Annotated in this window: 13 protein-coding genes and 1 tRNA gene; 6 read left to right on the top strand and 8 right to left on the bottom strand. The window is 71.8% G+C overall.

The features are described from left to right. Positions 1 to 253: 253 nt before the first annotated feature. The 3 genes from ACLII4_RS00945 to ACLII4_RS00935 are packed head-to-tail and all read right to left on the bottom strand — an operon-like array spanning position 254 to position 4041. Positions 254 to 505, bottom strand: a complete 252-nt coding sequence (locus ACLII4_RS00945) for a hypothetical protein (protein WP_412069010.1) — start codon at positions 503 to 505, stop codon at positions 254 to 256. Beyond that, positions 502 to 1686 carry a PepSY-associated TM helix domain-containing protein gene (locus tag ACLII4_RS00940; protein ID WP_412069009.1) on the bottom strand — a complete coding sequence of 395 codons (1185 nt, stop codon included), beginning with the start codon at positions 1684 to 1686 and terminating at the stop codon, positions 502 to 504. Before ACLII4_RS00940 ends, ACLII4_RS00945 begins: the two co-directional genes overlap by 4 nt. A gap of 12 nt (positions 1687 to 1698) precedes the next feature. Continuing rightward, a complete protein-coding gene (locus tag ACLII4_RS00935) occupies positions 1699 to 4041 on the bottom strand; it encodes a TonB-dependent siderophore receptor (protein WP_412069008.1) in 2343 nt (780 codons plus the stop codon). Between the two features lie 195 nt (positions 4042 to 4236). Between ACLII4_RS00935 and ACLII4_RS00930 the strand changes: the two genes are divergently transcribed. Then, the gene (locus ACLII4_RS00930; RefSeq protein ID WP_412069007.1) at positions 4237 to 5595 is read left to right on the top strand and encodes an MFS transporter; all 1359 of its coding nucleotides are present in this window, start codon (positions 4237 to 4239) and stop codon (positions 5593 to 5595) included. 69 nt (positions 5596 to 5664) lie between these two features. After that, entirely contained in the window at positions 5665 to 6489 is an 825-nt protein-coding gene (asd, locus tag ACLII4_RS00925) for an archaetidylserine decarboxylase (RefSeq protein ID WP_412069006.1), read from the top strand. A 24-nt stretch (positions 6490 to 6513) separates the two neighbouring features. On the opposite strand, the gene ACLII4_RS00920 is transcribed toward asd, so the two are convergent. The 4 genes from ACLII4_RS00920 to ACLII4_RS00905 form a co-directional block, all read right to left on the bottom strand. Beyond that, a tRNA-Val gene (locus tag ACLII4_RS00920) sits at positions 6514 to 6587 on the bottom strand. A gap of 215 nt (positions 6588 to 6802) precedes the next feature. Beyond that, on the bottom strand, positions 6803 to 7378 hold the full coding sequence (locus tag ACLII4_RS00915; protein WP_412063718.1) for an RNA polymerase sigma factor: 576 nt from the start codon (positions 7376 to 7378) through the stop codon (positions 6803 to 6805). A 228-nt stretch (positions 7379 to 7606) separates the two neighbouring features. Then, a complete protein-coding gene (gene holA / locus ACLII4_RS00910; protein WP_412069005.1) occupies positions 7607 to 8644 on the bottom strand; it encodes a DNA polymerase III subunit delta in 1038 nt (345 codons plus the stop codon). A 78-nt stretch (positions 8645 to 8722) separates the two neighbouring features. Beyond that, on the bottom strand, positions 8723 to 9001 hold the full coding sequence (locus ACLII4_RS00905) for a hypothetical protein (RefSeq protein ID WP_412069004.1): 279 nt from the start codon (positions 8999 to 9001) through the stop codon (positions 8723 to 8725). Positions 9002 to 9126: 125 nt separating this feature from the next. Here ACLII4_RS00905 and ACLII4_RS00900 point away from each other — a divergent pair, with 125 nt between their 5' ends. The 3 genes from ACLII4_RS00900 (at position 9127) to ACLII4_RS00890 (ending at position 11986) form a co-directional block, all read left to right on the top strand. Further along, on the top strand, positions 9127 to 9771 hold the full coding sequence (locus ACLII4_RS00900; RefSeq protein ID WP_412069003.1) for an MIP/aquaporin family protein: 645 nt from the start codon (positions 9127 to 9129) through the stop codon (positions 9769 to 9771). Positions 9772 to 9823: 52 nt separating this feature from the next. Then, positions 9824 to 10948, top strand: a complete 1125-nt coding sequence (locus tag ACLII4_RS00895) for a DUF3179 domain-containing protein (RefSeq protein WP_412069002.1) — start codon at positions 9824 to 9826, stop codon at positions 10946 to 10948. Between the two features lie 114 nt (positions 10949 to 11062). Beyond that, entirely contained in the window at positions 11063 to 11986 is a 924-nt protein-coding gene (locus ACLII4_RS00890) for an aldo/keto reductase (RefSeq protein WP_412069001.1), read from the top strand. Here ACLII4_RS00890 and ACLII4_RS00885 read toward each other — a convergent pair. Then, positions 11983 to 12777 carry a M48 family metalloprotease gene (locus tag ACLII4_RS00885; protein WP_412069000.1) on the bottom strand — a complete coding sequence of 265 codons (795 nt, stop codon included), beginning with the start codon at positions 12775 to 12777 and terminating at the stop codon, positions 11983 to 11985. The two genes, ACLII4_RS00890 and ACLII4_RS00885, sit on opposite strands and share 4 nt — an antisense overlap. A 149-nt stretch (positions 12778 to 12926) precedes the next feature. Here ACLII4_RS00885 and ACLII4_RS00880 point away from each other — a divergent pair, with 149 nt between their 5' ends. Continuing rightward, positions 12927 to 13520: a hypothetical protein gene (locus ACLII4_RS00880; protein WP_412068999.1), complete on the top strand. Its 594-nt coding sequence runs from the start codon at positions 12927 to 12929 to the stop codon at positions 13518 to 13520. Positions 13521 to 13592: the final 72 nt, after the last annotated feature.

Raw genomic sequence — 13592 nt, 5'->3', positions numbered from 1 at the left:
TCGAAACAGGCGGCGCGCCGAGGCGCTACTCCAGTCCCATAGCCTCTCGCCGGGCGGCGAGGTGCGGCATGGACATCCACCAGCGGCAGACGGAGGAGACGGGGCGGGGCGCGCGAGTCATGAGGATGCAGACGATAGGGCGAGGCCGGGGGCGCGGGCGTAGAGATTCCGCAGAGCCGGGCGCGGGCTCTGTCCCACCGCCGTGTCGGTCGGCCAGCCGGCTCGCCGAGGCGGGCTCGGGCCGCCGCTGGGCTCACCGACGCGGCGGCAACGCGGGACGGACGACCCGGCGAGCGGGGGGCGGCGGAGGACCGGCCACCGCCGGCTCGGGGTGGCGACGGCGGAAGCCCCACAGGCTCACGCCGGCCGGGACGGCGAGCGCGAGCGCCGAGAGTCCGTCGCCCCAGCCGTCGGCGACGAGCGCGGCGACGAGGCCGACCAGGCTGAGCACGCCGAGGACGACGGGCACCGCCCAGATCTGGCGCGGGGAGAGGACGCGGCTCATGCCATCACCTCCTCGGGGGCAGCGTCGGCGGGGCGCACGGCGCCGGCGCCGCGCGCGGTCCGGAGCCAGTCGTCGACCGTCACGTTCCGCTTCTTCAGCCAGAGGTAGACCCCGCTGCCGAGGACCACGATGGCGAGCAGGTCGAGGAGCGCCCACAGCACCTTGAGCGGGAGCCCGCCGTAGTCGCCGAAGTGGAGCGGCTGCGAGACGAACAGGACCTGGGTGTACCACGGCATCGACGCGACCTCGCGGACGTCGCCCGTCGCGGCGTCCACCATGACCGCCGTGAACAGCCGCTCGGTGCGGGCCTCGGCGCCGGCCATGAACGCGACGAAGTGCTGGGGGCTGGCGAACTCGTTGCCCGGGAAGGCCAGGAAGCTGAGGACCTTGCCCGGCGTCTCGGCCGAGGCGTTCGCGAGCACGGTATCCACCGAGACGAGGTCGGTCACGGGCGGGGCGCCGGGGGTGGCGTGCGTGGCCGTCATCTCGGCGAGCTCCGTGGCCTGCCACTGCTGGAAGATGGGGATCGCGAGCGCGTTGATGGTCCCCGTGGTCCCGACGACGAGCAGCCACACGAGCGTCCCGATGCCGAGCAGGTTGTGGAGGTCGAGCCACCGCAGCCGCGGCGTCTTCTCGCGGACGGTCCCGAACCTCAGCTTCCGCATCACGCGGCCGTAGAGGACGACGCCCGAGACCAGGGAAAGGAGCAGGAAGAGCCCCATCGAGCCGAGGAACAGCGTCCCCTTGAGCCCGGCGTAGAGGTCGACGTGGAGCCGCTCCATGACCTCCATGAAGCCGCCCTTCTCCAGGGGGTAGGCCACCAGGTGCTCGCCCGTCCGGGCGTCGTACGTGTCGAACACGTGGATCGTCGAGCCCTCCGGCGACGCCCCCATGCGGACGAACACGACGTTCGGGTCGTCGGGGTCGCCGACGACGAACTGCATGTGCTCGTCGGGGTAGCGGGCCTGGGCGTCGGCGATCATCGCGTCGACGGAGGCGCGCTCGGCCGGGACCTGGGCCAGCTCCGGCGGGTCGACGCTGTGGCCGAGCGCGTGGTCGATCTCGTGCGCGAAGATGAGCGGCAGCCCCGTCACGCACAGGAGCAGCAGGAAGAGCGTGCTGACCAGGCTCGTCCACTTGTGGACGAGGAACCAGGCGCGGAGGGCGTTCGGGCTCAACATGGGACGGCCGGGCTAGAAGCGGACCGAGAGGCCCGCCGAGATCTGGCGCCGCGCGCCGAGCGTGACCAGCGTCGTCGCCCGGTCGTACGCGGCGGCGACGTACTCCTCGTCGAGCACGTTCTGGACGTTGAGCTGGAAGCGGAACCGGCCGAACGCGTAGAAGGCGGCCGCGTCGGCGAGCGTGGCGCCGGGTGTCGCCAAGGTGTTGTCGGCGTTGCCGAACGTGGACCCGACGTGGCGGACGCCGGCGCCGAGGCCGACCCCCGCGAGCGGGCCGTCCTGGACCGTGTAGTTGGCCCAGAGCGAGCCCGTGGTCTCCGGGAGCTGCGTCGGGCGCATCCCGAGCTCGGCCGCGTTGCCCGACTCGGTGATCTCGACGTCGAGGAGCGTGAGCCCGGCCGTCACGTCGAGCCCGTTGAGCAGGCTCGCCACGGCCTCGAACTCGACGCCCCGCGAGGCGACCTCGCCCGTCTGGACCTGGGCGAACGTGGCGGGGTCGTACTGGAGGAAGTCCTGCCGGACAAGGTCGAACAGGGCGACCGTCACGAACGCGTTGAGCGCCGGCGGCTGGACCTTGACGCCCACCTCGACCTGCCGGCCCCTCTCGGGCGTGAACGGGGCGCCGTCGGGGGCGACCCCGATCTGGGGGAGGAAGGACGTGGCGTAGCTCGCGTACGGCGCGACGCCGAACGGCAGCTTGACGATGGCCCCGGCCCGCCACGTGAACGCCCGGTCGCTCTGCTCCGACGTGGCTTCGCCCTCGGCGAGCCGGTTGGTGGCCTCAGTCGTGGCCCAGTCGTAGCGGCCGTTGACCGAGAGGATCAGCCGCTCGGCCACGTCGAACTGGCCCTGGAGGTAGGCGCCCGTCTGCGACTGGCGGTACGCGTCGTGCCCCAGCGTCGGCACCTCGGAGAGGGCCTGGTCGTAGTCCGGCGCGAGCAGGTCGAGCGTCGGCGCCGCGAACAGGTAGGCCGTGGCGAGGTCGACGTCGACGCGCTGGACGTCGAGGCCGGCCAGGAGCGTCGCGCCGAGCGCCCCGGCCCCGGTCTCGACGCGGACCGAGTTGTCGAGGGCGAGGCCGTCGAGCGCGCCCAGGCGGCCGTAGGCCGAGCGCGAGATGGAGCGGCCGTCGTCCAGGATCCCGGTCGTGTAGACGACGAGGTCGTCGAGTTCGGCCGAGTAGGTCCGCGTGTTCTGGCGGACCGTCACGGCTTGGCCGATCCGGTGCTCGAACAGCGAGCTCGCCGACCACACGTCGCGGTCGTACCGGTCGACGCCGGGCGCGCCGGTGTAGACCCCGTAGGGCACGTCGGCGAGCGCCCCGCCCGCGTCCCTCGCCTCGATCGGGAGCGCCGGCGATGTGCCCGTGTCGTCGAGGAGGAGGTCGCCGAGCACGGTCCAGGTGGTCCGGTCGGTCGGCCGCCAGCTCAGGGCCGGCGCCACGAAGAGCCGGTCGTTGTCGAGGTGCTCGACCTGCGTCCCGCTCGACCGGGCGAGCCCCGTCAGGCGGTACGCGAACCGGCCCGCGGCGTCGATCGGGCCCGAGACGTCGGCCTGGGCCTGGACCCGGCCGAAGCTCCCGGTCTCGACCGTCGCCTCGCGCTGGGCCACCGGCGTCGGCCGCTTCGACGAGAACGCGACGACGCCGCCGGGGCTGCCGGCCCCGTACAGCACCGAGGCCGGCCCGCGGAGGACCTCGATCCGCTCCATCCCATACGGCTCGACGTTGTAGTCGACGGCGTAGTTGACGTTGCGGAGCTGGAGGCCGTCGCGGTAAAGCCCGGTCTGGGTCGCGTCGAACCCTCGGATCGTGAGCCAGGTGAACCGGGGCTCGTAGCCCCACACCTCGCCCTGGACGCCAGGCGTGTACCGGAGGGCCTCGGCGAGCGTCGTCGCGTCCTGGACCTCGAGCTGGTCCTGGGTGATGACCGACACCGACTGCGGCGTCTCCAGCGGCGAGGCGCCGATCTTGCTCGCCGACGACAGCGACGCCGGCACGAACCCGCCGCGCCGGCTGACGACCGTGATCGCGCCGAGGGCGGACGTCTGCTGCGAGAGGGCCACGTCGAGGACCACGCGCTCGCCTTCGCGCACCTCGACGGTGAGCGACGCGGCCTCGTAGCCGATCAGGCTCACGCGCAGGGTGTGGGTGTCGACGGGGACGGCCGCCAGCGTAAAGCGGCCGGACGGGCCGGCCGAGGAGCCCGTGGTCGTGCCGACCAGGTGGACGGTCGCGCCGGGCAACGGCTGCTGCGTCTCCGAATCGAGGACGCGGCCGGCGAGGGTGCCGGTCTGGGCGGCGGCGGGGACCACGACGAGGAGCGCCAGAAGGACGGCGGAGCGGAGGTGGGGCATCGAGGGGGACGGGTGGAGGGTTATCTGGATCCGATCTAAACTTAGACTCGATCCAGATAGGGCGCATGGCCGGGCGGCCCGCCTTGTCAAAACCTTCTCGCCGGGCCCTCCCGGCAGCGCCGGAGCGGCACGCGGGGCGGACAGATTCCGACGGGGCTTCGCGGTCTCGGGAAGGCCGCGACGCGACTCTGTGGCATGACCGACACGACTGTTCCGCCGCCGCGCCTCCTGGGCGTGCTCTTTCTGGGGACGCTGCTGGCGGCCCTCGACATCGCGATCGTGGGCCCCGCACTCCCGGCCCTGCGCGAGACGTTCGCCTTGACCGAGCGGGCCGTCGCGTGGACGTTCACGGCGTTCGTGCTGGCGAACCTCGCCGGGCTCCCCGTGATGGCCGCGCTCGCCGACCGCGTCGGCCGCAAGCGGGTCTACCTCGCGGACGTGGCCCTCTTCGCGGCCGGCACGCTCGTCGTGGTGCTGGCGCCGTCGTTCGGCGTGCTGTTGGCGGGTCGCGTGCTCCAGGGGCTGGGCGCGAGCGGCATCTTCCCCGTCGCGACGGCCGTGATCGGCGACACGTACCCGCCCGAGCGGCGAGGCCGGGCTGTGGGGATGCTGGGCGCCGTGTTCGGCGTGGCGTTCCTGGTGGGGCCGGCCGTGGGGGGAATCGTGCTGTCGGTCGCCAGCTGGCGCTGGCTGTTCGCGCTGTCGCTGCCCCTCGCGGCCGTCGTGTTCGGGCTGAGCGCCCGGCGCCTGCCCGAGTCGCGCGCCGCGGCGCCGGGCGCGTTCGACGCAGCGGGCGTGGCGACGCTGACGGCGCTGCTCGTCGCGCTCGTGGTCGGGCTGAGCGGGCTCGACGCCTCCGCGCCCTGGTTGGGGCTGGCCCAGCTCCGGGCGGGCGGGGCCTTGGCGCTGGCGGCGGTTTTGCTGGCCGTGCTCGTCGTCGTCGAGCGCCGCGCCCCGGTGCCCGTGATCCGGCCCGGGCTGGTGGCGCGGCGGCCCGTCCAAGTCGCGTGCGGGCTCGCGGTTGGGGCCGGAGCCGTCGAGGCCACGTTCGTGCTGCTGTCGGCGTACGCCGTCGCCGCGTTCGGCGTCGGCGAGTCGACGGCGTCGTACCTGCTTCTCCCGTTGGTGGCCGGCGTCGCGCTCGGGGCCCCCGTCTCCGGACGTCTGCTCGACCGCATCGGCCCGCGCCCGGTCGTGACCGTCGCGGCCGTCCTGGTGGCGCTCGGGATGGGCACGGTTGCGCTGGCGCCGTCGCTGGGCGTACACGTTGCCGGGACGGTCGTGCTCGGGCTCGGGCTCTCCGGCATCCTGGGCTCGTCGCTGAGCTACATCCTGCTGGCGGAGGCCGGCGCCGACGAGCGGGCGGTCGCCCAGGGGCTGTCGACCATCTTCCTGAGCGTCGGGCAACTGGCGGGCGCGGCGACGCTCGCGGCGCTGGCGACGTCCGCCAGCGACCCCGTCGAGGGCTTCCGGCTCGGGTTCGCGGTCGTGGCCGGGCTGGGCGCCGTCTTGGTCGTGGCTGCTCGGGCGCTCCCGGCACGTGTCGCCAGCTGAGATCGGAGAACCGGCAGCGCGCCCGCCCGGTAGGTTCAGCGTCCCACCGGGCGCCGCTGGCGCCAGCCTATGAGCGCGTTCGTCCGACTCCAGACCATCCTGCCGCAGCACCTGATCTCGCGCGCCGCCGGGGGGCTCGCGGCGTCCGAGGCGCGCTGGGTGCGCGGCCCGCTCATCCGCGCGTTCGCGAAGGCGTACGACGTCGACATGGCGCAGGCCGAGCGACCCGACCTCGCCGACTACCGCTCGTTCAACGACTTTTTCAGCCGCGCCCTCGCCCCGGACGCCCGGCCGATCGACCCCGCGCCGGGCGCCGTCGTCAGCCCCGCCGACGGCGTCGTGAGTCAGACCGGGATCATCGAGGAGGGGCAGCTGCTCCAGGCCAAGGGCATCCGCTACTCGTTCCAAGCCCTGGCAGACGTGTGCGCACGACCTGAGTTCGAGGGCGGCCCGTTCGCGACGGTCTACCTCTCGCCGAGCGACTACCACCGCGTCCACCTCCCGCTCGCGGGGCGGCTCGTGCGGACGGTCGCCATCCCGGGCAAGCTGTTTTCCGTCAACGCGGCGACCGAGGCGGGCGTCGAGGGCCTGTTCGCCGTCAACGAGCGCCTGGTCATGGAGTTCGAGACCGCGTATGGCCCGATGCTCGTCGTGATGGTGGGCGCGATGATCGTCGCCAGCATCGAGACGGTCTGGGACGGCCCGGCGTCGCCGTACCGCGAGCGGACGGTGACCGAGCACGACCTGGCCTTCGAGACCGGCGCCGAGATCGGGCGCTTCCTGCTGGGCAGCAGCGTCGTCCTGGCGTTCGAGCGCGGGCGCGTCGACCTCGACGCGTCGCTGGCAGCCGGGACAGTCGTGCGCATGGGCGAGGCCATCGGCGCCGCCCGCTGACGACGCGCCTTCCGCTGTCGTCCGTGGGCCCTGATGGATTTGAACCATCGACCTCTCGCGTGTGAGGCGAGCGCTCTAAACCCCTGAGCTAAGGGCCCGGTGCGCCAGCGACGAGCGCCAGCGGACGACGAAAGTAGCGGACGCGGGCCGCCTCGGGCAAGGCGCGACGGTGGAGAGACGACGAGGACCGCCCGCCTCGGCCCCTCGCCCGAGGCAGGCGCGGCCACAAAAAAGCGAGCCGCCCCGGAGGACGGCCCGCTTGGCTGGCTCAGGCTTACAGGCCTTGCGCCCCTACGGGGTTGATAGCTCGGGCCTACGCTTCCTCCGGGGAGTAGACCTCCTGGAGGATGCCCTGGAGCTTGGTGCGGCCCCGGTTGATGCGGCTCTTGACGGTGCCCATCGGGAGGCCCGTGATGTCGGCGATCTCCTCGTAGGCGAGCTGCTGGACGTCGCGCAGCACGACGACCTCACGGAACTCCTCGGGGATCTGCGCCAGCGCGTCCTGGATGTACTTGTCCTGGATCGTACCCTCGGCGTGCTTGTCCGGGAGGAACGTTTCGTCAGGGATCTCGACCTCATACTCCTCGTCGTCACGGTTGACGGACTGGAGGCTGTAGAGGCGGCGGCGCTTGCGCTTGCGGTACTCGCTGCGCGCTAGGTTGCCGGCGATGGTGTAGAGCCACGTCGAGAACTTGGCAATTCGGCGGTAGCTGTGCCGGTTGCGGTAGACACGCAGGAACGTCTCCTGGAGCAGGTCTTCGCACTCCTTGAGGTCACCCAGGAACCGGTAGATGTAGTTCGTCAGCGGGTCGTGGTAGCGCCCGACCAGGATGTCGAAGGCCTCGACCGTCCCCATCTGGAACTGGCTCATCAGGTCCTCGTCGTTCATCTGCGACAGGACGCCGTGGTTCTTCGAGGCCGGGGTGACGGTCCGGTTGGCCTTGGCGAACGTCTGCTTTTTCAGGGTCGGCATAGAGGGGAGGAGAGGGGAAGGGGCGGTGGGAGGCCGCCGGTTGGCAGCGGGAACAAAAAACGCAAGGAGCGTGCCCGGTCGCCTGTTGCAACGGAGGACTGCGGGGTCTTCGTAGAATCCCTGACGTGGATTCCCCGGTGGGCCTTACCGGGAAGGCGCTACTGCGCGGCGGAGCGCCAGCGTCAGAATCAGACGCTCATCGCGGTGAGAGGCTCCTTTTAGCTCGAGATCGGCCGCCAGCAGGGCCTCGAAGGCGCGCCGAATGCCGCGCTCGCCGTAGCGCTTGGCGGGTGACACATAGTCACGCAAGGCAAACGGCGGCACGCCGATTTGTCCGGCCCATTCGCGCTCGGGCACGTTCTGGGCGAGACATCCTGTCAGCTTCCACAGCTTCGTCACGTGCGAGGCCAGCAGCGCGACGATGCGGATCGCCTCGCCCCGGCGCTGCCCCGCTTGCGCCAGCAGTGCGTCGGCGATGGCCAGGGCGCGGGCGACATCGCCGCGGCCCAAGGCGTCCTGGAGCTCGAACGGGTTTTGCTCGGCCGAGTGGCCCGCCGCGCGCAACACGTCATCGCGGGTAATGAGGGCTCGGTCGCCGACGTACGTCACCAGCTTGTCGACCTCCGACTCGAGCGAGCGGAGGTCGGCGCCGGAGAGCTCGGCCAGCATCTGGGCCGCGCCGGACTCGGTCTCGACGCGCCGTGCGCGGAACCGTTTCTCGACCCACCCCGCTAGCTGGCGCTCTTTGAGCGGGTCAAACAGCGACCACACGGCCTTCTCGCGCAACGCCCGGTACGGGTGCGCCGAGACGTTAGGCTTCGAGTCGCAGAGCAAGATCACGACGGCCTGCGGGTTTGGCGCTGCGGCGTAGCCTTGGAACAGCTTGTTGTCGGCCAGCTTCTCGAACCCGCGCACGATGATCAGTCGCCGCGCGGCCATCATCGGGAACTGTGAGCACTGCGACAGCACGGCTTGCGCCGAGGCCTCAGGCCCAAACACCACGTCGACGTTGAAGTCGCGCTCGTGGGGCTCGACGGCGTGCTTGAGCGCTAGCCGCTGAAGCTCGTCCATGAACCACCCCTCCTGGCCATAGAAGAAGTACAGCGGGGCGAACTGGCCGTGTGCGAATCCGGTCGAGAGGTCGTCGAACGAAGCGCCGGTTTTGGAGCGGCCGTGAGCCATACAGTCGGGCGGGAGGGCAGGGCCCGAAGGTAGGCCCGGGGCGGGGCCTGACCCGGCGTCACCGGACCTCAGAGAGGCTCACCACGAGGGGCGGTACGCGCAGTCGCAGCGTGCGTCGGCGTCGACGTCGTGGGGGATCAGCCGCAGCCGCATAGCGTCGTCGAGCGTCATCTCGAGGCCGTCGTTGTCGCGGCATAGGCGCGGGGTGCCGGGCGTGCGCGGCGCGCGCAGACGGACGCGCTCGACGCCGGCCTCGCCCAGCACGAACAGCTGGTAGGCCTCGTACTCGCGCGCCGACATGCCGGGCGGGCAGGGCGGGACGACGGGAGGGCGGACGGGGTGTAGGCGTGGGGGCATGGCGATAAGAAACAGGTGCGAGCGGTGTGCGCCCGGCTGGCGGCCGGTTCAGGCACGCGAGCGTTCCAGCAGCCCGGACTGTCCGGTCTAGCTTCAGCCTTCCTTCTCCCTGGCTTCCCCGACCCATGGCTCCCAAGCTCATCACCGAGTTTCTCGGCACGTTCTTTCTCGTCCTCACGATCGGCCTGACCGTCCTGATCGGGAGCGCACTCGCGCCACTTGCCATCGCGGGCGTGCTGATCGCCGTCATCTATATGGGCGGCCACATCTCGGGGGCGCACTACAACCCGGCCGTCACACTCGCCGTCTGGATCCGGGGCAAGGTCACGCTGCCGGAGGCGGGGGGCTATGTGGCGGTCCAGGTGCTCGCGGGGGTGCTCGCGGCCTTCGCCGCCGACACCATCACCGGCGACGTGCTCCAGGTGATGCCCGCGGCTGAGACCGGGCTCGGCGCGTTCTTCCTGCTGGAGCTGCTGTTCACGTTCCTGCTCGCCCTCGTCATCCTGCACGTGGCGACCGCCAGCGACACGGCGGGCAACGACTACTACGGGCTGGCGATCGGGCTCGTCGTGCTGGCGGGTGCGCTGGCGGCCGGCCCGATCTCGGGCGGCGCCTTCAACCCGGCCGTCGCCATCGGTCCCATCTTGGTCGACCTCATCATCGGCGACGGCGCGTCACTCGGGGGCTTGTGGGTCTATCTCGTGGCGACGTTCGCTGGCGGCGCGCTGGCGGCGTTCACGTTCAAGGCCCAGATGCCGAATGAGGCCTGAACGGGACGAGGTGCTCGGGTAAGCCGGGCGGGGTGGGCGGCGTCGGAAGAGCATGCGTAGCACGTTCCTTCTGGCTGCCGTCCTCATGTTCGCCGGCTGCTCCCAAGCCCAGGCGCCCGAGCGCGCGCTGCCGGGCTTCGACACGAACACGGCGCGGCGGACCATCGAGCTGTCCGAGCTCCAGGCGGGCGGCCCGCCCAAGGACGGCATCCCGGCCATCGACGCGCCCGACTTCGTCGACGCCGACCGAGCGAGCGTGTGGTTGGCGGCCCGCGAGCCGGTGATCCTGCTCCGCCTCAACGGCGACGCCAAGATCTACCCGCTCCAGATCCTGACGTGGCACGAGATCGCGAACGACGAGGTCGGCGGCGAGCCCGTCGCGGTGACCTTTTGCCCGCTGTGCTACAGCGCCGTCGCCGTCCGCCGCACCGTCGAGACGCCCGACGGCCCGCGCGTGCTCGACTTCGGCGTCTCGGGCCTGCTCCGCCACTCAGACCTCGTCATGTTCGACCGCCAGACAGAGACGCTGTGGCAGCAGTACACCGGCGAGGCGCTCGTCGGGGATCTCGTGGGCTCGACGCTCGACGTGCTGCCCGCCCAGATCGTCTCCTTTGCCCAGGCGCGAGCCGCCGAGCCCGACGCGCCCGTGCTCTCGCGCACGACCGGCCACGAGCGGGAGTACGGCCGCAACCCCTACGTCGGCTACGACGACATCGCGCAGTCGCCCATCCTCTATGATGGCCCGCCCGACGGGCGGCTGGCGCCGATGGCGCGCGTCGTCGCCGTCGAGGCCGGCGGCGCGTTCCGGGCGTACCCCGCCGATGTGACGCGCGAGCGGGGGGTCGTCGAGGACCGCCTCGGTGGCGTCGAGATCGTCGTCTTCCACACCGGCGACACGGCGACGGCGCTCGGCGAAGACCGGATCGCAAGCGCCCGTACCGTGGGCTCCGCCGGGGCCTTCCGCCGGACGGTGTCGGTCGATGGCCGCCCGACCGCGCTCACCTTCCGCGTTGACGGGGGCGCCTTTGTGGACGCCGAGACCGGCAGCCGGTGGGACGCCACGGGCACGGCCATCGATGGCCCGCTGGCGGGGACGCGCCTGGCGCTGCTCCCCACGCACGACACGTTCGCCTTCGCGTGGTTCGCCTTCCGCCCCGAGACGACGGTGTGGGAATAGGGGCACGGGGCATGGGGAAAGGGGCACGGGCAGAGCTTGCGTCGAGACGGACCGCCCCCGCTGGAGCCTGGGCGCGGTCTGCCCGTTCCCAGTCCCTCGTTCCCCGTTCCCTCAATGCCCCACATCGGCCCCCTCACCGTTTCCGCCGTCGGCCTCGGCTGCAACAACTTCGGCTGGCACATTGACGAGGCCGCCTCGCAAGCCGTCGTCGACGCGGCGCTCGACGCGGGCATCACGCACTTTGACACGGCCGAACTCTACGGCGACGGCGCTAGCGAGCGGTTTCTGGGCCGCGCCCTCGGGTGTCGCCGAGAGGAGGTCGTGATCGCGACAAAGTGTGGGTACCGACCCAAGGGCGGGCCCGGCGGGCAGGCGACACCGGTGGCGGTCCGCGCGGCGTGCGAGGGCAGCTTGCGGCGCCTGGGCACCGACCGCATCGACCTCTACTACCTCCACCGCCCCGACACCGACACTCCCATCGCCGACACACTCGGCGCGCTGGCAGGTCTGGTGACCGAGGGCAAGGTGCGCGCGATCGCGTGCTCTGGCTTCTCCGCCGACCAGCTTCGTGAGGCCGAGGCCGCTGCCAGCGGGGCGCGGTTCGTGGCCGTGCAGAACGAGTACAGCCTGCTCCACCGCGAGCCCGAAGGTGGCGTCCTCGATGCGTGCCGCGAGCAGGGGCTGGCGTTCGTCCCCTACTTCCCGCTCAAGAGCGGCCTGCTCACCGGCAAGTACCGACGCGGCGACACGGATGCTGATGGACGGCTGAACGCGACCGAGGGCAAGTTCAAGACGATGGGCGACGAGGTCCTTACCGAGGCCAACCTCGATACCGTCGAGCGGCTGATGGCGTGGGCGGAGGGGCACGGCCATACGATCCTCGACCTCGCGTTCGCATACTTGCTGGCGCACGCGCCGGTCGCCTCCGTGATCGCGGGGGCCACCAAGCCCTCGCAGATCCGGGCGAACGTGGACGCCGCGGCGTGGGTGCTGACCGCCGACGATCTCGCCGAGGTGGACGCGGTGGTGGCGGGCTAGCGGGCCGCGAGCACGCGGGCCTTCGCGGCGCGGAAGCGGTCGCTGTCGCGCGTCCCGCCCTCCGGCATCGCCGCCGCCGCCTCGAGGGCCTGCTCGACGCGCTCCTCGCCGATCGGGTGCGTCCCGAACCACTGCTCGAACAGCCCGGGCTCGCGCTCGCGCAACGTGACCAGCGTCTCGAACATGGCCGCTTGGCCGTCGGGGTCGAAGCCGGCGTCGACGAGGTACGCGAGTCCCAGTTCGTCGGCCTCGCGCTCGTCGGACCGCGAGAAGCGAGCCAGCGCGCCCTGCCCGATGAGCCCGGCGACGAGCTGGCGGACAAGTCCCGGGTCGTTGCCCAGGACGAGCCCGGCGACGACCGACAGCCCCTGCGCTTTCACCATCCGCTCGGTGCTGTGCCGCGCCGCCACGTGGGCCACCTCGTGCCCCACGACCGACGCCAGCTCGGCCTCGGTCTCGGCCGCCGCGATCAGCCCGGCGTGGACGTAGACGTGCCCGCCGGGCAGGGCGAACGCGTTGACGGCCGGGTCGGCGACGGCGGTGAACGTCCACGCGCGGTCCGCCAACTCGGTCTCGGCCGCCAGCGCCGCGCCCAGCGCCGCGACGTAGAGCTGGACCTCCTTGTCGGGCACGATGGTGATCTGGGCGTCGACCTCGGCCGCGAGCTCCTGGCCCAGCGCCCACTCGTCGTCGAGCGAGACCAGGTTGAGGTCGCCGCGGTTGACGCTGTCGGAGGCGCAGGTACAGCCGGGCGCGAGCGCACAGGCGAGGAGGAGCAGGGCGGTGCGCATGGCAGGGCAATCGGGGGCTCCCCCTACGCGGCAGGATCGAGAGGGCTCCACCGTGGTCTCGTGTGGAGGCGCGAGCCACGTTCATCGAGTTCTGCCTTGTCGGGCCCGACGTCCGCACAAATCTTTGTCACACGCCTCTCCCGTCAGCCGTGACACGCCTCTCCCTGCTCGCGCTCCTCCTCGTGGTCGGCTGCGATACGACCACGCCCGGGCCCGATATGCCCAACCCTCCCGACCCGGAGGTCTCGGCTCGCGTCCAGTGCATCGGGGACGACCCGGCCGGGGTCGACGTGTTTCCCATCGTGGCGGATTCGGCGTGGGCGTTCTCGTTCGTGTCGACCTACATCGTGGACCGGCAGGGCACGACGGACCGTCGCGAGGGGACGCTCACGTGGACGTTCGGCGAGGGCGCGTGCGAGGAGTCGGTCTGGGCGACGCCGGTCGCCGAGCAGGCGGTGCTCGACGGGGGAGAGATCCTGTTTGAGCGCGACGCGAGCGTTCTCGAGCGCGCCGACGCTCGCCTCCGGTTCGTCTCGGGACCGGCCGTCTTGCGGGAGACGGCGTTCGCCTTCGAGGTCCGCCGGTTCCAGCCGTCGCCGGCGGACACGCTGGCGCCCGACGTGATCGAGGCGCAGGTCCAGCGGCAAGAGGTCCGGCTAGCACCCGGGCGCGGCGTGGTCGCGCTGGAGGGATATCAGTACTTCGGGTTCGGCACGAGCGGCGAGTTCCGGGCGGTGCGCTAGCGCCGACTTCGCCCCGAACGCACCGGGCCTCGGCTCGGGCCTCACCGTCCGGATCGGACCTTTCGGGTTCCT

Origin of the sequence: Rubrivirga aquatilis, from assembly GCF_046845665.1 — a bacterium.
Classification (GTDB): Bacteria; Bacteroidota; Rhodothermia; order Rhodothermales; family Rubricoccaceae; genus Rubrivirga.
Note: the sequence above shows the minus strand (reverse complement) of the source record. Positions and strands in the feature narration are given on the sequence as shown.

Excerpts from the sequence above, each read along its gene's own strand:
- ACLII4_RS00945 (WP_412069010.1), bottom strand. The coding sequence starts at position 505 with ATGAGCCGCGTCCTCTCCCCGCGCCAGATCTGGGCGGTGCCCGTCGTC.
- ACLII4_RS00940 (WP_412069009.1), bottom strand. The coding sequence starts at position 1,686 with ATGTTGAGCCCGAACGCCCTCCGCGCCTGGTTCCTCGTCCACAAGTGG.
- ACLII4_RS00915 (WP_412063718.1), bottom strand. The coding sequence starts at position 7,378 with ATGAACGACGAGGACCTGATGAGCCAGTTCCAGATGGGGACGGTCGAG.
- ACLII4_RS00930 (WP_412069007.1), top strand. The coding sequence starts at position 4,237 with ATGACCGACACGACTGTTCCGCCGCCGCGCCTCCTGGGCGTGCTCTTT.
- ACLII4_RS00885 (WP_412069000.1), bottom strand. The coding sequence starts at position 12,777 with ATGCGCACCGCCCTGCTCCTCCTCGCCTGTGCGCTCGCGCCCGGCTGT.
- holA (WP_412069005.1), bottom strand. The coding sequence starts at position 8,644 with ATGGCTCACGGCCGCTCCAAAACCGGCGCTTCGTTCGACGACCTCTCG.
- ACLII4_RS00900 (WP_412069003.1), top strand. The coding sequence starts at position 9,127 with ATGGCTCCCAAGCTCATCACCGAGTTTCTCGGCACGTTCTTTCTCGTC.
- ACLII4_RS00905 (WP_412069004.1), bottom strand. The coding sequence starts at position 9,001 with ATGCCCCCACGCCTACACCCCGTCCGCCCTCCCGTCGTCCCGCCCTGC.
- ACLII4_RS00935 (WP_412069008.1), bottom strand. The coding sequence starts at position 4,041 with ATGCCCCACCTCCGCTCCGCCGTCCTTCTGGCGCTCCTCGTCGTGGTC.
- asd (WP_412069006.1), top strand. The coding sequence starts at position 5,665 with ATGAGCGCGTTCGTCCGACTCCAGACCATCCTGCCGCAGCACCTGATC.
- ACLII4_RS00895 (WP_412069002.1), top strand. The coding sequence starts at position 9,824 with ATGCGTAGCACGTTCCTTCTGGCTGCCGTCCTCATGTTCGCCGGCTGC.
- ACLII4_RS00890 (WP_412069001.1), top strand. The coding sequence starts at position 11,063 with ATGCCCCACATCGGCCCCCTCACCGTTTCCGCCGTCGGCCTCGGCTGC.